The sequence below is a fragment of the Streptomyces sp. NPDC044719 genome, from assembly GCF_056433405.1.
On sequence record NZ_JBWKHE010000005.1, the window covers coordinates 193,394 to 211,597 of the forward strand.

An 18,204-nucleotide genomic window follows, 5' to 3' on the forward strand; every position below is an offset into this window, starting at 1 on the left:
CGTGATCGCTCGTAAGCGCTCGTGATCGAACAGCTCTGATCTGTACGTGCGTCAGGGCTCGGGCAGCGCGTCCTCGCGCTGCCCGAGCCCTGCTCTCACATGGTCGTGCCTGCTCGGTTGATCAGAGCTGGTTGCCGACGAAGACCGTAAGGTCGACGAGGCGGTTGGAGTAGCCCCACTCGTTGTCGTACCAGCCGATGACCTTCACGTTCTTGCCCTCCTGGACCATGGTCAGGGAGGAGTCGAAGGTGCAGGACGCCGGGGCGTTGACGATGTCGGAGGACACGATCGGGTCCTCGGTGTACTCGAGGAGACCCTTGAGCTCGCCCTCGGCGGCCTTCTGGAAGGCGGCGTTGACCTCTTCCTTGGTGACCTCGCGGCCGAGCTCCAGAACGAGGTCGGTGACCGAGCCGGTCGGGACCGGGACACGCATGGCGATGCCGTCCAGCTTGCCCTTCAGCTGGGGCAGGACCAGCGCCGTGGCCTTGGCGGCACCGGTCGTGGTCGGAATGATGTTCTCGGCGGCGGCACGCGCGCGACGCAGGTCCTTGTGCGGGAAGTCAAGGATGCGCTGGTCGTTGGTGTACGCGTGCACCGTCGTCATCAGGCCCTTGACGATGCCGAAGTTCTCGTCGAGGACCTTGGCCATCGGCGCCACACAGTTGGTGGTGCAGGAGGCGTTGGAGATGACGTGATGGTTCGCCGGGTCGTACTTGTCCTGGTTGACGCCCATCACGATGGTGATGTCCTCGTCCTTGGCCGGAGCCGAGATGAGGACCTTCTTGGCACCGCCGGTCAGGTGCTTCCCGGCGTCTTCCTTCTTGGTGAAGATGCCGGTGGACTCGATGACGATGTCCACGCCCAGCTCGCCCCACGGGATGTCGGCGGGGTTGCGCTCGGAGAGGACCTTGATGGTCTTGCCGTCGACGGTGATCGTGTCGGCGGTGTGTGTGACCTCCTGCTTCAGGCGGCCCAGGATGGTGTCGTACTTCAGCAGGTGAGCGGTGGTCGCGGTGTCACCCAGGTCGTTGACAGCCACGATCTCGATGTCTGCACCCTGCTCCAGCAGCGCGCGGAAGTAGTTACGACCGATGCGGCCGAAGCCGTTGATGCCTACGCGGATCGTCACGAACCGATCTCCTCGTTGGTACGCCGGCCATGAAGAGCCGGCGAGCTCTGTTTGGGATGTCCCCGACCGCCTACGACCCTACCTCCCTGAGCCCCAGGTGGTGACATCCAGATGCCCCATACACGGCAGGGCGGTCCGTACCCGCCAGTAGGGGTACGGACCGCCCACCGCTGAGAGCAAGATCACTCGAATTCGCTACACGGAGCGTGCCCCTGTTGACCAGGGACGTCACCCTCTCAGGGAAGAGGGATCACCCGTCCAGGGAGGCGAGCGCCTTCCTCATCAGTGCCGTCCGGTCGGCCGCCGCGGCGACGTGTTCCAGGCCGAAGCCCAGCAGCACGGTGTCGTCCGTGGTGACCGCGCCGAAGGTCTGGAACAGCGCCCCGGTGCGCGCCCAGTCCTTGAGGACCGCGGGGCTGCCCGCGGGCGGGCCGGCCACCTTCCAGGCGCCGAGCGAGGTCTCGAAGCCCTCGGTCTCCTTCGCCGTGCCGCCGATGACGAGCGAGGCGTCGTCGGCGAGGACGCCGCGTCCGCCGGTGCCCGGGTCGGTGACGTAGCTGATCGACAGCTCGACCGTCTTGCCGGCGTAGGCGCTCAGGTCGAAGTTCACCTGCTGCCAGCCGCTGGAGGCGCCGGTGAGGCTGTGCCACTGGCCGGAACTGCCGGTTGCGGTGCAGCCGGCGTCGGTCAGGGTGAGGTAGCGCTTCAGCCAGGGGTGCTTATTGACGTAATAGCCGGCCGCGCACTCCTCCGGCACGGTGGCCTTGGTGGCGCCGCCCGCCTCGGGCAGGGTCGTCCAGTCGTCGGCGCCGGTGGTGTGGGCCTCGACCAGGACGTGGTCGTAGCCGGGCTCGGTGTCCCACAGCAACTGGGTGCGCAGCGTGGGCTTGTCGGCGGCCGTGGTGCCGGTGAGGTCCACGGTGCGGGTGAGGCGCTTGTAGCCGTCGTTGGTGTGGACGGCCGCCGCCATGGAAGAGCCCGCGTACGGGCCGTACGGGTTCACCGTGCCGGCGAACTGTCCCGCGCCCTCGCTCGCGAACTGCGGGTACGTGCCGGCGGGCAGTTCGCCGGAGGTGACCGCGTAGGTGCCCGCCTTGTCCAGCGGGTTGCCGGGGGCACCGGCGAGCGTGCCCGTGAAGCCGCCCAGGCTGCCGGAGCCGGTGAAGCCGGTCGCCCCGGGGGTGGAGGTGCGGCTGTAGGCACCCAGGTAGTACTGACTGAAGTCGTTCGACAGGGTGCCGCCGCCCAGGTCGACACTGCCGCCGGCCTGCTCGCCCGCCTCGATCAGCCTGCCGCCCTCGTTGAGGAAGGCCCGCAGTTGGAGCTGGGTGGCGACGCCCGGTGTGCCCGCGCCCGTGTAGTGGACGACGGTGTCGTAGTGGCTCAGCACGCCGAGCGCGTCGGGCGCGCCCTGCTTGGCGACGTCCCAGACGACGGCCTTGCGGCCGTTGGCCCTGAGCGCGTCGACGTAGCTCCGCGCCTGCGTGGCGGTGGCGCCTTCCTCGGCGACCACGAGGGTGTTCGCCCTGGGGATCTCGGCCACGGTGTAGGTGAAGCGCTTGCTGGAGACCGGCTTCCCGTTCTTCGTCTCCCCGGTGAACCACACCTCGACCTTGTCGCCCGGGTCGCCGTCCTTGACCTTCGCCCGGTACTCGTCGAAGTAGAGGTTGTCCTCACCGCCGTACGTCTCGCCGCCCTGCCAGGGCCTGAGCGCCATGTCCTCGGTGCGGCCGCCGTTGACGCGGTACCTGAGTTCCTTGTCGCGCACGGACTTGCGTGCGACGACGGAGATCTCCTGGTCGGCGCCGCGCGAGTACGACGTGGAGAAGGCGGCCGGGGTGAAGTCGGCGGCGCTCATGCCGACCGAGGAGGACGGCCGGTCGGGGTGGGCGGCCGACTCGGCGACGGAGAGCGCGAACGGGACGTTCTTCGCGAACTCCTGCTGGATCAGCTTCTCGTCGTCCGGGAAGGTGAAGACGGACCGGCAGTCGGACGCCTTCCACTCGTCGTTCGGGTCGACGTTCGAGGCCGTCGCGCAGGTCGACATCTCGGGGGTGAACATCGCCAGGCCGTTGACGTTCGCCGCGTGGCCGTCGGCCTCGCCGTTCGTCGTGTACAGCTCGGAGGAGACCTGCGGGTGGTAGCCGGGGACCGCCGGGTTCTCGGGCGTGCCGGCGAGCGCCTTGTACAGGACGTCGTCCGGGGTTTCGGTCGCCACCTGCCAGCCGACTCCGTAGAGGATGAGTTCGGCGGCGGAGTGGTAGTTGATGCCGTACGTGAAGCCGATCCGCTTCTGGAAGGCGTCCAGGGCCTTGGTCTCCGGCTCGGAGGCCGGGCCCGCGCCGCGGTAGGTCTCGCTGGTGGGGTTGGGGGACGAACCCTCGTCGTCGTAGCCCCACTTGTAGGCGAAGTTGCGGTTGAGGTCGACGCCGTCGCCGGTGCTGATGACGCCGTCGCCGTTGACGTCCCGCAGGTTCTTGCGCCACATGCGGTTGTCGTCGCTCTTGAAGGTGTGGTCGTAGCCGTCGGGGTTGGCCGACAGGAGGAACCACAGCTCGGTGGAGTCGACGATCTTCTTGACGCGCTTGTCCGTCTTGTACGTGTCCAGGTAATGGTGCATCAGACGCCGGGTCATCTCCGGCGTGATCCACTCGCGCGCGTGCTGGTTGGACATGTAGAGGACGGAGGGCTTGGAGCCGTCCTTCGTCTTCTTCGCGTTCTTGGTGAGCTTCAGGGCGAGGATGTCCTGGCCACCCACCGTCTTGCCGATGGAGACGACCTTGGTGATGCCGGGGTGCTGCTGCGCGGTGCGGAGGATCTCCTCCTTCAGACCGCCCCCTCCGCTGTACGGGCGGAACACGCCCTCGGCGGCGTTCTTGACGCGGTTCTCGGCCCCCGCGGAGACGTTGTGCTCGGTGAGGTCTACGCCCTGCTTGCGGAGCTTCTTCGCCTGCTGGTCGGTGAGGTAGACCTCGACGGTGCCCGTGCCCTTCTCGGGCACCTGCTCGCCGAGTTCGTGGCCGTCCTGGCCGGCGGCCAGCAGCAGGGGTACCTGCTTCTGGGTGACCTCGGCCCGGAAGACCTTGACTTCGTCCGCGTCGGACGGGGCTGAACTTCCCGGTTGTGCCTGGGCGATGGGTGCGATGCTCGCTCCGCCGATCAGGAGCGCGCCGACAGCGAGGATCGATCTCGCTCTTCGTCTCATGAACCCCCCTAGCGTGGGTCCGCCACAGCAGCGAACAGATGCCAGGCTCATGACAGTCCATGATCGAGTCAAGAGTGCCTGAACGACACGCGAAAGCCGGTGCCGACCACCCAAGTGGGCGCCGGACACCGGCTGATTGACGGCCTGTGAGGTCAGCCGACGAGGTTGTCGGCGAGGTCGTCCGCGAGGTTGGACTCCGTGCCCGGGATGCCGAGGTCGGAGGCGCGCTTGTCGGCCATGGCCAGCAGGCGCCGGATCCGGCCGGCGACGGCGTCCTTGGTCAGCGGCGGGTCGGCGAGCGCGCCCAGCTCCTCCAGGGAGGCCTGCTTGTGCTCCATGCGCAGCCTGCCGGCGGCGGCGAGGTGCTCGGGCACGTCGTCGGCGAGGATCTCCAGGGCGCGCTGCACGCGGGCACCGGCGGCGACGGCCGCGCGGGCCGAGCGACGGAGGTTGGCGTCGTCGAAGTTGGCGAGCCGGTTCGCCGTGGCCCGCACCTCGCGGCGCATCCGGCGCTCCTCCCAGGCCAGCACCGACTCATGGGCACCGAGCCGGGTCAGCAGGGCACCGATGGCGTCACCGTCGCGGACGACGACCCGGTCCACGCCGCGCACCTCACGCGCCTTGGCCCCGATCGACAGACGTCGGGCGGCGCCGACCAGCGCGAGCGCGGCCTCGGGGCCCGGGCAAGTCACCTCCAGGGAGGAGGAGCGGCCGGGCTCGGTGAGCGAGCCGTGCGCCAAGAACGCGCCACGCCAGGCGGCCTCGGCGTCGCAGGTGGCCCCCGAGACCACCTGCGGGGGCAGGCCGCGGATCGGGCGGCCGCGCCCGTCGACCAGGCCGGTCTGGCGGGCCAGCTGGTCCCCGCCCGCGATGACGCGCACGACGTAGCGGGAACCGCGGCGCAGCCCGCCGGGTGCCATCACGATCAGTTCGGAGCTGTGGCCGAAGATCTCCAGAATGTCCCGCTTCAGTCGGCGGGCCGCCATCGCGGTGTCCAGCTCCGCCTCGATCACGATCCGACCGCTCACCAGGTGGAGGCCGCCGGCGAACCGCAGCATGGCGGAGACCTCCGCCTTTCTGCAGCAGGTCCGGGTGACGGGGAGCCGGGAGATCTCGTCCTTCACCGCTGCCGTCATCGCCATGGGCCGATCCTTCCATGCATCCGAAAAATACGGTCGTACGCGGCGGCCAACAGCTCCGGGTCGTGCCTCGGGGTCCCGTCGGGCCTGGCCACAGGCGCCAGCTCGACCGCGGCCCCGAACCGCTTGGCGGCGTCGGTCAGGGAGTCACGGTCGGGCACGGCGGCCTCGTCGGCCAGCACCACGTCCAGGGCGAGTTTAGGGGCGTGTCGTCCCAAAACCTCCAAATGACGCTGCGGGGAGAAGCCCTCGGTTTCTCCGGGCTGCGGGGCGAGGTTCAGGGAGAGTACCCGGCGTGCCTTCGTCTGCGTGAGCGCGTCCAGCAGCTCCGGCACGAGCAGGTGCGGGATGACCGAGGAGAACCAGGAGCCGGGGCCGAGCACCACCCAGTCCGCGTCCAGGACGGCCTCGACCGCCTCGGGCACGGCGGGCGGGTCGTGCGGCACGACGTGCACGGACTGCACCTCGCCCGGGGTGAGGGCGACGGTGGCCTGGCCGCGGACCGTGTCGACCTCCTCGGGGCGCTCCGGGTCGTGGCCCTTGACCAGTGCCTGGAGCTCCAGCGGGACGGCGGACATGGGCAGCACGCGCCCCTGGGCGCCGAGCAGGCGTCCGACCAGGTCGAGGGCCTGCACATGGTCGCCGAGCTGCTCCCAGAGGGCGACGATCAGCAGGTTGCCGACCGCGTGCTCGTGCAGGTCGCCCTGGGACTGGAAGCGGTGCTGGATGACCCTGGCCCAGGTCTGGCCCCAGTCGTCGTCACCGCACAGCGCGGCCAGCGCCTTGCGCAGGTCGCCGGGCGGCAGCACGCCCAGCTCGTCGCGGAGCCGGCCGCTGGAGCCGCCGTCGTCGGCCACGGTGACGACGGCGGTGAGGTCGCCGGTGATGCGGCGCAGTGCGGCCAGTGAGGCGGACAGGCCCATGCCGCCACCGAGGGCGACGACCTTGGGCTGGGTGCCCCGGCGGCGGGGTCTGCCGCCCCGGGCCTCGGCGGGCCGGCCGGCCCGTGCGTCGGTGGAGCCGTCGGGCACCACCCGGCGCAGCCGGCTCAGCCGCGGAGTACGTCGTGTCATTCGCGTCCCATGTCCCGGTGTACGACCACCGTCTCCACGCCCTCGGAGGCGAGCCGGGCGGCGAGCTTCTCCGACATGGCGACCGAGCGGTGCTTGCCGCCCGTGCAGCCCACGGCGATGGTCACATAGCGCTTGCCCTCACGGCGGTAGCCGGTGGCGACGAGCTGGAGGAGCTCCGTGTAGCGGTCGAGGAACTCCTTGGCACCGGGCTGGTTGAAGACGTACCCGGAGACCTCTTCGTTGAGGCCGGTGTACGGGCGCAGCTCCGGGACCCAGTGCGGGTTCGGCAGGAAGCGGCAGTCGACGACCAGGTCGGCGTCGACCGGCAGGCCGTACTTGTAGCCGAAGGACATCACCGTGGCCCGCAGCTCCGGCTCCTCCTCGCCCGCGAACTGGGCGTCCATCTTGGCGCGCAGCTCGTGCACGTTCAGGCTGGAGGTGTCGATCACCAGGTCGGCGTCGCCGCGCAGCTCGCGCAGCAGCTCGCGCTCGGCGTCGATGCCGTCGACGATCCGGCCGTCGCCCTGGAGGGGGTGCGGGCGGCGGACCGACTCGAAGCGGCGCACCAGGGCGTCGTCGGAGGACTCCAGGAAGACGATCCTCCGGGTGACGTTCTTCGCCTCCAGGTCGGCGAGGGACTCGCGGAGGTTGTCGAAGAAGCGGCGGCCGCGGACGTCGACGACGACGGCGATCCGGGCCACGTTGCCCTGGGAGCGGGCGCCGAGCTCCACCATGGTGGGGATCAGCGCGGGCGGCAGGTTGTCGACGACGAACCAGCCGAGGTCCTCCAGGCACTTCGCGGCCGTCGAGCGGCCGGCCCCGGACATGCCGGAGATGATCACCAGCTCGGGGATGGCCGCGTCCGGGACCGGGGCCTTGTCGTTGGGCGTGCCCGTGCTCACCTGTGCTCCGTCTCCGGCTTGCTGTTCTTGCCCGTCGTGCTCGTTCACATTCATGTCTCCTGCCCCCGTCGTTCGTCCGGGGCGCCCATCGTCACGGGCTCCCCACTGGAACCCATGGTGCCGGGTTCCGGGCCGGCTTCCGTGCCGGGTTCCTCTTCCATGATCTCTCCAGTCGCCGTGTTGACGGCGGGTGCGGCCGGGGCCGCCTGGGCGAGGGCCGCCGCGATGGTCTCCGCGGTCTTGCGGCCTATGCCGGGAACCTCGCAGATCTGGTCGATGGTGGCAGATCGCAGTTTCTTCAACGAACCGAAGTGTTTCAGGAGTGCCTGCTTGCGCGTGTCCCCCAGTCCCGGCACGTCGTCCAGGGGGCTGGAGCGGAAGCGCTTGGCGCGCTTGGCGCGCTGGTAGGTGATCGCGAAGCGGTGGGCCTCGTCACGGACCCGCTGGAGCAGGTACAGGCCCTCGCTGGTGCGGGGCAGGACCACCGGGTCGTCGTCGCCGGGCAGCCAGACCTCCTCCAGGCGCTTGGCGAGGCCGCACACGGCGATGTCGTCGATACCGAGCTCGTCCAGTGCCCGCCGGGCGGCCGCGACCTGGGGTGCGCCGCCGTCGACGACCACGAGCTGGGGCGGGTAGGCGAACTTCTTGGGGCGGCCGTCGTCCTCGGTGGGGCCGGTCCCGACGATCTCGCCGTTGCTGTCGATCGCAGGGGTCTCGGCGTTCTCGCCGTCGGTCCACTCGCCCGTCTTCTCCTTCTCGGCGAGGTAGCGCCGGAAGCGGCGGGTGATCACCTCGTGCATGGAGCGGACGTCGTCCTGCCCGGCGAAGCCCTTGATCTGGAAGCGCCGGTACTCGCTCTTGCGGGCCAGGCCGTCCTCGAAGACGACCATGGACGCCACGACGTCGTCGCCCTGGAGGTGGGAGATGTCGTAGCACTCGACCCTGAGCGGGGCGCTGTCCAGGTCGAGGGCGTCGGCGATCTCCTCCAGGGCACGCGAGCGCGTGGTCAGGTCGGAGGCGCGCTTGGTCTTGTGCAGGACGAGCGCCTGCTGCGCGTTGCGCTGCACCGTCTCCATGAGGGCCTTCTTGTCGCCGCGCTGCGGGACGCGCAGGGAGACGATCGAGCCGCGCCGCCCGGTGAGCCACTCCTGGACGGGCTCAAGGGGGTCGGGCAGGGCCGGGACGAGGACCTCCTTGGGGACGGCGTCGCCGGTCTCCTCGCCGTACAGCTGCTGCAGGGCGTGCTCCACGAGGGCGCCGGTGGTGATCTCCTCCACCTTGTCGGTGACCCAGCCGCGCTGGCCGCGCACGCGTCCGCCGCGCACATGGAAGATCTGGACGGCCGCCTCCAGCTCGTCCTCGGCGACGGCGATCAGGTCGGCGTCGGTCGCGTCCGCGAGCACGACCGCGTTCTTCTCCATGGCCTTCTTCAGGGCCTCGATGTCGTCGCGCAGCCGGGCCGCCCGCTCGTACTCCATCTCGTCGGCCGCTTCCACCATCTGCTTCTCCAGCCGGCGGATGTACGTGTTCGTCCGGCCGGTCATGAAGTCGCAGAACTCATCCGCCAGTTCGCGGTGCTCCTCGGCGGAGACCCGGTCCACGCAGGGGGCCGAGCACTTGCCGATGTAGCCGAGGAGACAGGGGCGGCCGGTGCGGGCGGCGTTCTTGAAGACACCGGCCGAGCACGTGCGCACGGGGAAGACGCGCAGGAGCAGGTCGACCGTGTCGCGGATCGCCCACGCGTGCGCGTACGGCCCGAAGTAGCGGACGCCCTTCTTCTTGTGACCGCGCATCACCTGCACGCGCGGGTACTCCTCGTTCATCGTCACCGCGAGGTACGGGTAGCTCTTGTCGTCGCGGTACTTGACGTTGAACCGGGGGTCGTACTCCTTGATCCAGGAGTACTCCAGCTGGAGCGCCTCGACCTCTGTGGACACCACCGTCCACTCCACCGACGCGGCCGTGGTGACCATGGTCCGGGTGCGCGGGTGCATTCCCGCCACGTCCTGGAAGTAGTTCGCCAGGCGCTGGCGCAGGCTCTTCGCCTTTCCGACGTAGATCACCCGGCGGTGCTCGTCACGGAACCTGTAGACCCCCGGCGTATCGGGGATCTCACCCGGTTTGGGGCGGTAGCTGGAGGGGTCGGCCATGTCTCACACCCTACTGGCGAGCACCGACAGTCCGACGGGAGCGCGGGACACGATCACGGGCCAGGCGGGTGGCAGTTTCCAACGGCATGTCCCGCCGCGGGGATTACGGCGGGCCGGTAGCGGGAATGCAGGCTTCCCACGGGGACACGGCGGCGTCCGGCGGACGAGGGCCGTGTCGGTGCAGGCACAGGTTGTCAGTGCGGACCGGCCGCTTCCCACGCGGAGCGGGCGGGCCACGGGTCGGAGGGCTGCGCAGATGAAGCAGATGCGGATCGAGAAAACCCGGCGGACGGTCCGTGCCCGCCGGTACGCGGACGAGGCGTTCGCTCTGCGCGACGCCCTGGACCCGCGCGACCCCGACATAGTGCGGGCCAAGCGTCTCGCCCTCGAGGAACAGGGCGGAAGCGACCGCTCCTAGAAACTCACCGTCTGCCGCGAACGCCCGGGGTGTACGCCCCGGGCGTTCGCATGTCCGGCCGGGTGTACATCACTGTCCGGCATCAGGTGTTGTCGGGACCAGGTCAACACGCTTCAATGCGGTGGAACTCGGGACCCTGAACGACGACGTACGGATGTGAAGACCTGCCGTGCGCCGGCAGGACGGCCCCGGGCGGCCAGTGCGAACGGTCTGACCAGCCGTTGCCGACTCACAGAGAGGCCCCTGCATGCCGCACGCCACACAGCACGCGGACGTCGCCACCGCTGACCTGGACTCGGCCCTGCGAGGCGGCCCCTTCCACGTCGCCCTGCGTGCGGCGATCGCAGCCCGCGGGCTGCCGCTGCAACGCGTGCAGCACCACCTGTCCCGCCACGGCGTGAAGGTCGGTGTCACGAGCCTGAGTTACTGGCAGCAGGGGGCCAGGCGTCCGCAGCGCCCCGAGTCGCTTCGAGCCGTCCGCGCGCTGGAAGAGATCCTGGAACTGCCCGAGGAGTCGCTGATCAGGCTGCTCGCCGAGTCCGACGCCGGCCCGGCCGGGCAGCGGTCCGCGGCCCGGTCCTATCGCTCCCTGGTCGAGGCCTCCGGAGTCCTCGACCAGTTGCTGGCCGAGCTGGGCTGCCCGCCCGACGGGGGCTTGCACACCCTCGGGCATCACGAGCGGCTGCGCATCGGGGCGCGGCGCGAGCTGGCCGAGCGCGAGTCGCACCACATCGTGCGCGCCCACCGGGACGGCGTCGACCGCTTCGTCGCCGTCCACCACGGCGACCGGGGAGCCGTGCCCGAGCGCATGAGGGTGCACGCCCTGGAGAACTGCCGTACGGGACGCGTTCGTTGGCATCGCGACACCGGCTTGTTCGCCGCCGAGCTGCTCTTCGACACCCGGCTGCGGGCCGGGGACACCTTCCTGTTCCGCTACGGCGTCGAGGACGGGACGGCGGACGAGTCGCGCGAGTACGTCCGCGGCTTCGACGCCCCCGGCGGCCAGTACGCACTCCAGGTGTGCTTCGACGCGGCGGCCCTCCCGGTGCGCTGCCACCGGTTCGCTCAGCACTCGGCGGCGGCGCCGCGCAGCGGCTGCCAGGACCTGCCGCTGAGCGGACGGCACCGGTCGGTGCACGTCGTCGAGCCGCGCGTGCGCGCCGGGTTTCTGGGGATCGGCTGGGACTGGGAGTAGGAGGCACGACGGCGGGCCGTGTCCGGCGGCCCGTGGTCGCGGGTCCGGGCCCGCCTGGACGTAAACGTTTGCGCAATCGTTTACGTCCGCCGTCGGATGCGATACGTTTCCCGCCGGATCACCGGTACCGCCGGTATCAACCGGGACCACCGGTACCGCCGGGACCACCGGTACCGCCGGATGCGGAGAAGGGAACGGCATGGCGACCATGGCCGACGTCGCGCGGAGCGCCGGTGTCTCCGTGGCGACCGTCTCGCACGTGCTGAACGGCACCCGGCCGGTGCTGCCGCACACTCGCCAGGCGGTCCTGGACGCCGTGGAGGAGCTCGGCTACACCACGAACACGCTGGCCCGCTCCCTGGTGACGTCACGCACCCGTTCCATCGGACTCGCGGTGTCGGCGATCAGCAACCCGTACTTCACGGAGATCCTTCAGGGAGTCGAGGCCAGTGCCCTGGAACACGGCTACAGCCTGCTGATCGCCGATCCGCACGACGACCCGGAGCACGAGCGCAAGGTCGTCCAGCTGCTGCACGAGCGCCGGGTGGACGGCATGATCGTCGCGCCCTCGGCGGACCCGCGCGGACTGCTCGCCTACCTGGAGCGGCACGACGTGCCGGCGGTGTTCCTCGACCGGCTGGTGAGCGCCCCGGCCGGCGACGGTGGTCCGCGCTTCGACCAGGTGTGCGCCGACAACGCCGAACCGACGTCCCAACTGGTCACCCATCTCGCCGGCCTCGGCCACCGGCGGATCGGGCTGGTGGCGGGGCGGCCGGGGCTCAGCACCACGAGCGAGCGGATCACCGGCTACCGCAGCGGTCTCGCCTTCGCGGGACTGCCGTACGACGAACGGCTCCTGGTGCACGGCGACTCGGAGTCGGACGGTGGCGAAGAGGCGACCGCGGCCCTGCTGTCCCTCGCCGTGCCGCCCACCGCGCTCGTCACCGGCAACAACGCCATGACCATCGGGGCGCTGCGTGCCCTGCGCGCCCGTGGCCTGTCCGTACCGGGCGACATCGCGCTGTGCTGCTTCGACGACTTCGCCTGGGCCGATCTGTTCTCGCCCCGGCTCACCGCGGTCGCACAGCCCAGCAAGGACATCGGCGCCCGGGCCGTACACGTGCTCCTGGAGCGTCTCGCCGAGCCGGGCCGGCCGGCGCGGACGGTGCGGCTCCCCTCCGCCTTCGTCCACCGCACCTCGTGCGGCTGCCCGGAGGAGCCCACGCGATCCGAGCACCCCGAGCGGCCTCAGCAGGCCCAGCTGCCCCACTAGCCCCAGCAGCTCCAGCAGTCCGTGCAGTCCGTGCAGTCCGTGCAGTCCGAGAGAGGAACCGTCGCATGATCGTCGTCGCCGGTGAGGCACTGATCGACCTGGTACCGCGGGGCACGGGTGCCCTGGCGGCGTTGCAGCCGGCGCTCGGCGGCGGCCCGTACAACACGGCCGTGGCGCTGGGCCGCCTTGGCTCCCCTGCCGCCTTCTGCTCCCGGGTGTCGTACGACGCCTTCGGGGAGGCGCTGCTGGACCGGCTGCGCGAGACCGGGGTCGACGTGTCGTCGGCGCAGCGCGGGACCGAGCCGACGACCCTCGCCGTCGCCACGGTCGGCGTGGACGGCTCGGCGGCGTACTCCTTCTATGTGGACGGGACGGCGGACCGGTTGTTCGCGGCGCCCGCCGCGCTGCCGTCGGGCACCCGTGCGGTCTCCTTCGGCACCTGCTCGCTGGTGCTGGAGCCGGGGGCGAGCGCGTACGAGGAACTCATGCGCTCAGCGGCGGCGCAGGGAGTGTTCACCGCGCTGGACCCGAACATCAGGGCCGGGCTGATCCCGGACGCGGACGCCTACCGGGCGCGGTTCAAGAGCTGGCTGCCGTCCGTGTCGCTGCTGAAGCTGTCCGCCGAGGACGCCCAGTGGCTCGGCGGCACGCCCCAGGAGTGGCTGGCGGCGGGCCCGGCAGCGGTCGTGGTCACCCGGGGCGGCGACGGGCTGACCGTCTTCACCGCTGAGGGCGGCGAGTACTCCGTACCGGGCGAGCGGGTGGAGGTCGTGGACACGATCGGCGCGGGCGACACGGTCAACGCGGCGCTGCTGCACGGACTCGCGGTGCGCGATGCGCTGAGCGATCGGGCCCTGGAAGCGCTGGGGTCCGACGGCTGGACGGAACTCCTGCGATTCGCGGCTCGCGCGGCGGCCGTCACCTGCTCACGGGCGGGTGCGGAACCGCCGTACGCTCACGAGCTGGAAGGCTGAATCCGCTCAGCCGGCCTCTCCCACGGCCCGCAGCGCGCCGGGGCGGCGCCCGTCGAGGCGGTCCAGGGCGGCGGCCGTGGCATCGTCGGCGGGCAGATGGACGATCACGCGCTGGCCCTCGTCGGGCAGCACGAGCGTCTCGTGCAGCAGTCGCAGCGATCCGGCCTCCGGGTGCTCGATGTGCTGGGATCCCGTCCGCCGTGGTGCCAGGGCCAGGTCCGCGAACCGGTCGGCGAACTCCGCCCCCGCTGTCACCGTCAGCTCGTCGGCCAGTTCGGCGACGTAAGGATCCCGGAGCGGGGCCCCGTGCCGGAGCCGGGCGACGAGGTCGTCGGCCACCCGGTCCCAGTCGCGGTAGGCGCTGCGGGCCCGCTCGTCGGTGAACAGGTACCGGAGCAGGTTGGGCCGCTCGTCGTCGAGCAGGCCGATGGGTCCGGCCAGCCGCTCGTAGCCCGCGGTGTGGGCGAGGATGTCGCCGATCCAGTTGACGACCAGCGCGGGGGCCGGCTCCAGGCGATCGAGCACCGACCGGACGGTGGGGCGGGCCGTGTAGCCGAGCGAAGGGGCCGCCGCGCAGACCAGCGGGTCGCCGCCGTCCGCCTCCTTGGTCAGGCGGCGCAGCAGCATCCGGTCGTTGAGCGACAGCTGCAGGGCGTCGGCGAGGGCACCGAGCACCTGGGCGGAGGGGTTGCGGTCGCGTCCCTGTTCCAGCCGGGTGAGGTACTCGACGCTGATGCCGGCGAGCGTGGCCAGTTCGGCGCGTCGCAGGCCCGGGGTGCGGCGCCGGGACCCCGTGGGCAGGCCCGCCTCGGCGGGGCTGACGGCTTCACGCCAGGTGCGCAGGAACGTGCCCAACTCGTTGTCGCTCACCCGCCGAACGTACAACGCGCGCGGGCGCGGATCGTGGCCCTGCCACTACCAGGCTCCGGACGGTCTCCCTCATCGGCCGCGTGACCCTCAGGGTGGAGCACATGACGAACGACATCGCTGCCGCCGCTTCCGCCACCACCCTGCCGCTGACTCCGGGGGACTGGGCCCTGGACCCGTTCCACTCCTCCGTGAACTTCACCATCCGTCACCTGGGCATCGCCAAGGTGCGGGGACGCTTCGAGCGGCTGGAGGCCGAACTGTACGTCGGGGAACGGGTCGAGGACGTGCGGGTCTCCGCGACCGTCGACCTGGCCTCGATCGACACCGGCAACGCCGACCGGGACGCGCATGTACGCGCCTCCGACCTGCTCGACGTCGAGAAGCGCCCGACGATGACGTACCGCTCGACGCGGGTGTCGGGTGCGGGCGAGGACTGGACGATGGAGGGTGAGCTGACGATCGGCGGGGTGAGCCGGCCGGTGACGCTCGCCGTGGAGTTCGGCGGGCTGGTCGAGGTGCCCATGGACGGCAGCCGGCATGCCGGGTTCGAGGCCACGGGTGAGATCCGGCGCAGCGAGTTCGGGCTGGACTTCGCTCCCGGGCTGCTCGGGGAAGTGGTGAAGATCCAGCTCGACATGCAGTTCGTGGAGCCGAAGAAGGACTGACCGGCACAGGGACGCGCGATACGCCGACGGGCCGTGCCCCACGGAGGTCTCCGTGGGGCACGGCCCGTCGGCGCAGCCTCAGCCCTTGGTCGTCCGCGTCGTCTTCTTCGCGGCGGCCTTCGTGGTCTTGGTGGCCTTGACCGCCGCCTTCTTGGTGGCGGTGCTGTTGACCCTCTTGGTGGCGGTCTTCTTCGCCGGGGCCTGCGCCGCGACCGTCTTCTTCGCGGCCGTCCGGCGCGGTGCCGGCACCGAGGCCGCGTCGCTGATGCGGTCGGCGCCCAGGACATCCTGGAGGAACTTGCCGGTGTGGCTGGTCGGGACCGCGGCGACCTGCTCGGGGGTGCCCTCCGCGACGACCAGGCCGCCGCCGGCGCCGCCCTCGGGGCCCATGTCGACGATCCAGTCGGCGGTCTTGATCACGTCGAGGTTGTGCTCGATGACGATGACCGTGTTGCCCTTGTCGACCAGTCCGGACAGGACCGTCAGCAGCTTGCTGATGTCCTCGAAGTGCAGACCGGTGGTCGGCTCGTCCAGGACGTAGACCGTGCGGCCGGTGGAGCGGCGCTGGAGCTCGCTGGCGAGCTTGACGCGCTGGGCCTCACCGCCGGACAGGGTGGTCGCGGACTGGCCGAGCCGGACGTAGCCGAGACCGACGTCCTTCAGGGTCTTCATGTGCCGGGAGATCGCGGGGACCGCCTCGAAGAATTCCGTGGCCTCCTCGATCGGCATGTTCAGGATGTCGGCGATGGACTTGCCCTTGTAGTGGACCTCCAGGGTCTCCCGGTTGTACCGGGCGCCGTGGCAGACCTCGCACGGGACGTACACGTCCGGGAGGAAGTTCATCTCGATCTTGATGGTGCCGTCGCCCGAGCAGTTCTCGCAGCGGCCGCCCTTGACGTTGAAGGAGAAGCGGCCGGGCAGATAGCCGCGGACCTTCGCCTCGGTGGTCTCGGCGAACAGCTTGCGGATGTGGTCGAAGACGCCGGTGTAGGTGGCCGGGTTGGAGCGCGGGGTGCGGCCGATGGGCGACTGGTCGACGTGCACGACCTTGTCGACGAGGTCGTCGCCGTCCACGCGCGTGTGCCGCCCGGGTACGTTCCTCGCGCCGTTCAGCTCACGGGCCAGGTGGGTGTACAGGATGTCGTTGACCAGGGTCGACTTGCCGGAGCCGGACACGCCGGTGACGGCGGTGAGTACGCCCAGCGGGAAGGACACGTCGATGTCCTGAAGGTTGTTCTCCCGGGCGCCGTGCACCGTGAGCTGCCGGGACGGGTCCAGCGGGCGCCGGATGTCGGGCAGCGGGATGGCCTTCTTGCCGGACAGGTACTGACCGGTCTGCGACTCGGCGTTGGCGAGCAGTTCCTTCAGGGAGCCGCTGTGCACGACCTTGCCGCCGTGCTCGCCGGCGCCGGGGCCGATGTCGACGATCCAGTCGGCGGTCTTGATGGTGTCCTCGTCGTGCTCGACGACGATGAGCGTGTTGCCCATGTCGCGCAGCCGGACGAGGGTCTCGATCAGGCGGTGGTTGTCGCGCTGGTGCAGACCGATGGACGGCTCGTCGAGGACGTACAGGACGCCGACCAGGCCGGAGCCGATCTGGGTGGCCAGGCGGATGCGCTGGGCCTCGCCGCCGGAGAGGGTGCCGGCCGCGCGGTTCAGCGAGAGGTAGTCCAGGCCGACGTCGACCAGGAACCGCAGCCGTTCGTTGACCTCCTTCAGCACGCGCTCGGCGATCTTCTTGTCGCGGGCGGTGAGCTTCAGCTCGCCCAGGAAGTCCGCGCAGTCGCTGATCGACATCGCGGAGACCTCGGCGATGGACCTGTCCATGATCGTGACCGCGAGGACGATCGGCTTCAGTCGCGTGCCCTCACAGGTGGGGCAGGGCACCTCGCGCATGTAGCCCTCGAAGCGCTCACGGCTGGAGTCGCTCTCGGCCTCACTGTGCCGGCGCTTGACGAAGGGGATGGCGCCCTCGAAGGCCGTGGTGTACCGGCGCTCGCGTCCGTAGCGGTTGCGGTAGCGGACCTCGACCTGGGTCTTGTGGCCGTGGAGCAGGGCTTTCTTGGCGCGCTGCGGCAGGCCCGCGAAGGGGATGTCCGTACGGAAGCCCAGCGCGTCGGCCAGGGCGCCGATGAGGCGGCCGAAGTAGTCCTTGGTGTGCCCGTGCGACCAGGGGTGGATGGCGCCTTCGTCGAGGCTCTTGTCCTCGTCCGGGACGATCAGTTCCGCGTCGACCTCCATGCGCGTGCCGATGCCGGAGCAGTCCGGGCAGGCGCCGAAGGGCGAGTTGAAGGAGAAGGAACGGGGCTCCAGCTCCTCGAAGGAGAGGTCGTCGTACGGGCAGTACAGGTGCTCCGAGTACATGCGCTCGCGCTCGGGGTCGTCCTCGGGGAGGTCGACGAAGTCGAGCACGACCATGCCGCCGGACAGGCCGAGGGCGGTCTCCACGGAGTCGGTGAGGCGGCGCTTGGCCCCCTCCTTGACCGTGAGGCGGTCGACGACCACCTCGATGGTGTGCTTCTCCTGCTTCTTCAGCGTGGGCGGGTTCGACAGCTGGACGGTCTCGCCGTCCACCCGCGCGCGGGAGTAGCCCTTGGTCTGGAGCTCGGCGAAGAGGTCGACGAACTCGCCCTTGCGCTCGCGCACCAGCGGCGACAGCACCTGGAAGCGACTGCCCTCCGGCAGCTCCAGGACCTTGTCGACGATGGCCTGCGGCGACTGGCGGGAGATCGGGCGGCCGCACTCGGGGCAGTGCGGCTTGCCGATGCGCGCGAAGAGCAGGCGCAGGTAGTCGTAGACCTCGGTGATGGTGCCTACCGTGGAGCGCGGGTTGCGCGAGGTCGACTTCTGATCGATGGAGACCGCCGGGGAGAGGCCCTCGATGAAGTCGACGTCCGGCTTGTCCATCTGGCCGAGGAACTGCCGGGCGTAGGAGGAGAGCGACTCCACGTAGCGCCGCTGTCCCTCGGCGAAGATGGTGTCGAAGGCCAGCGAGGACTTGCCCGACCCCGACAGGCCCGTGAAGACGATGAGCGAGTCGCGCGGGAGGTCGAGCGAGACGTTCTTGAGGTTGTGCTCGCGCGCTCCACGAACGATGAGACGGTCGGCCACGCCGGTCCGCACCTTTCTTGAGAGAAGTGACAGGGGCGGGGCCCCCGTCGTTCTCAGACTAGGGGGAGCCACTGACAACGCCGGGCGGATTCACGGGTTG

The 18,204-nt window shown here is 70.4% G+C and carries 13 protein-coding genes; 5 read left to right on the forward strand and 8 right to left on the reverse strand.

Features of this window, described 5'->3' with window-relative positions:
* Positions 1 to 121: 121 nt before the first annotated feature.
* From gap to uvrC, 6 genes are all read right to left on the reverse strand, one after another.
* Positions 122 to 1,129 (reverse strand): type I glyceraldehyde-3-phosphate dehydrogenase, encoded by a 1,008-nt coding sequence (gene gap, locus AC07DF_RS21070; protein ID WP_478973271.1) that lies wholly within the window; start codon positions 1,127 to 1,129, stop codon positions 122 to 124.
* Positions 1,130 to 1,379: 250 nt separating this feature from the next.
* On the reverse strand, positions 1,380 to 4,334 hold the full coding sequence (locus AC07DF_RS21075; RefSeq protein WP_478973275.1) for a M14 family metallopeptidase: 2,955 nt from the start codon (positions 4,332 to 4,334) through the stop codon (positions 1,380 to 1,382).
* Between the two features lie 152 nt (positions 4,335 to 4,486).
* Positions 4,487 to 5,476 (reverse strand): DNA-binding protein WhiA, encoded by a 990-nt coding sequence (gene whiA / locus AC07DF_RS21080; protein WP_382498783.1) that lies wholly within the window; start codon positions 5,474 to 5,476, stop codon positions 4,487 to 4,489.
* Complete coding sequence (locus AC07DF_RS21085) at positions 5,467 to 6,546, reverse strand: gluconeogenesis factor YvcK family protein (protein WP_189731002.1); 1,080 nt, start codon at positions 6,544 to 6,546, stop codon at positions 5,467 to 5,469. The genes whiA and AC07DF_RS21085 overlap by 10 nt, the downstream gene beginning before the upstream one ends.
* The gene (gene rapZ, locus AC07DF_RS21090; protein WP_478973280.1) at positions 6,543 to 7,502 is read right to left on the reverse strand and encodes an RNase adapter RapZ; all 960 of its coding nucleotides are present in this window, start codon (positions 7,500 to 7,502) and stop codon (positions 6,543 to 6,545) included. Before rapZ ends, AC07DF_RS21085 begins: the two co-directional genes overlap by 4 nt.
* Positions 7,499 to 9,598 (reverse strand): excinuclease ABC subunit UvrC, encoded by a 2,100-nt coding sequence (gene uvrC / locus AC07DF_RS21095; RefSeq protein WP_478973283.1) that lies wholly within the window; start codon positions 9,596 to 9,598, stop codon positions 7,499 to 7,501. Before uvrC ends, rapZ begins: the two co-directional genes overlap by 4 nt.
* A 256-nt stretch (positions 9,599 to 9,854) precedes the next feature.
* On the opposite strand from uvrC, the gene AC07DF_RS21100 reads away from it, so the two are divergent.
* The 4 genes from AC07DF_RS21100 to AC07DF_RS21115 all read left to right on the forward strand — a co-directional run bounded on the left by AC07DF_RS21100 (position 9,855) and on the right by AC07DF_RS21115 (position 13,458).
* Positions 9,855 to 10,016 (forward strand): hypothetical protein, encoded by a 162-nt coding sequence (locus tag AC07DF_RS21100; RefSeq protein WP_189730995.1) that lies wholly within the window; start codon positions 9,855 to 9,857, stop codon positions 10,014 to 10,016.
* Between the two features lie 247 nt (positions 10,017 to 10,263).
* Positions 10,264 to 11,211 carry a hypothetical protein gene (locus AC07DF_RS21105; protein ID WP_478973286.1) on the forward strand — a complete coding sequence of 316 codons (948 nt, stop codon included), beginning with the start codon at positions 10,264 to 10,266 and terminating at the stop codon, positions 11,209 to 11,211.
* Positions 11,212 to 11,410: 199 nt separating this feature from the next.
* On the forward strand, positions 11,411 to 12,484 hold the full coding sequence (locus AC07DF_RS21110; RefSeq protein WP_478973289.1) for a LacI family DNA-binding transcriptional regulator: 1,074 nt from the start codon (positions 11,411 to 11,413) through the stop codon (positions 12,482 to 12,484).
* A gap of 65 nt (positions 12,485 to 12,549) precedes the next feature.
* Entirely contained in the window at positions 12,550 to 13,458 is a 909-nt protein-coding gene (locus tag AC07DF_RS21115; protein ID WP_478973292.1) for a carbohydrate kinase family protein, read from the forward strand.
* Between the two features lie 6 nt (positions 13,459 to 13,464).
* On the opposite strand, the gene AC07DF_RS21120 is transcribed toward AC07DF_RS21115, so the two are convergent.
* Entirely contained in the window at positions 13,465 to 14,328 is an 864-nt protein-coding gene (locus AC07DF_RS21120) for a helix-turn-helix domain-containing protein (RefSeq protein ID WP_478973295.1), read from the reverse strand.
* A gap of 101 nt (positions 14,329 to 14,429) precedes the next feature.
* On the opposite strand from AC07DF_RS21120, the gene AC07DF_RS21125 reads away from it, so the two are divergent.
* Complete coding sequence (locus tag AC07DF_RS21125; RefSeq protein ID WP_478973298.1) at positions 14,430 to 14,993, forward strand: YceI family protein; 564 nt, start codon at positions 14,430 to 14,432, stop codon at positions 14,991 to 14,993.
* A 78-nt stretch (positions 14,994 to 15,071) separates the two neighbouring features.
* Here the strand turns inward: AC07DF_RS21125 and uvrA are convergent, their stop codons facing one another.
* The gene (uvrA, locus tag AC07DF_RS21130) at positions 15,072 to 18,104 is read right to left on the reverse strand and encodes an excinuclease ABC subunit UvrA (RefSeq protein ID WP_478973301.1); all 3,033 of its coding nucleotides are present in this window, start codon (positions 18,102 to 18,104) and stop codon (positions 15,072 to 15,074) included.
* Positions 18,105 to 18,204 lie beyond the last annotated feature (100 nt).

Bases quoted from the DNA above. Each gene is read 5' to 3' on its own strand.
- AC07DF_RS21110 (WP_478973289.1), top strand. From the start codon at position 11,411: ATGGCGACCATGGCCGACGTCGCGCGGAGCGCCGGTGTCTCCGTGGCG.
- AC07DF_RS21100 (WP_189730995.1), top strand. From the start codon at position 9,855: ATGAAGCAGATGCGGATCGAGAAAACCCGGCGGACGGTCCGTGCCCGC.
- rapZ (WP_478973280.1), bottom strand. From the start codon at position 7,502: ATGAATGTGAACGAGCACGACGGGCAAGAACAGCAAGCCGGAGACGGA.
- uvrC (WP_478973283.1), bottom strand. From the start codon at position 9,598: ATGGCCGACCCCTCCAGCTACCGCCCCAAACCGGGTGAGATCCCCGAT.
- AC07DF_RS21105 (WP_478973286.1), top strand. From the start codon at position 10,264: ATGCCGCACGCCACACAGCACGCGGACGTCGCCACCGCTGACCTGGAC.
- AC07DF_RS21075 (WP_478973275.1), bottom strand. From the start codon at position 4,334: ATGAGACGAAGAGCGAGATCGATCCTCGCTGTCGGCGCGCTCCTGATC.
- AC07DF_RS21125 (WP_478973298.1), top strand. From the start codon at position 14,430: ATGACGAACGACATCGCTGCCGCCGCTTCCGCCACCACCCTGCCGCTG.
- AC07DF_RS21085 (WP_189731002.1), bottom strand. From the start codon at position 6,546: ATGACACGACGTACTCCGCGGCTGAGCCGGCTGCGCCGGGTGGTGCCC.
- whiA (WP_382498783.1), bottom strand. From the start codon at position 5,476: ATGGCGATGACGGCAGCGGTGAAGGACGAGATCTCCCGGCTCCCCGTC.
- AC07DF_RS21115 (WP_478973292.1), top strand. From the start codon at position 12,550: ATGATCGTCGTCGCCGGTGAGGCACTGATCGACCTGGTACCGCGGGGC.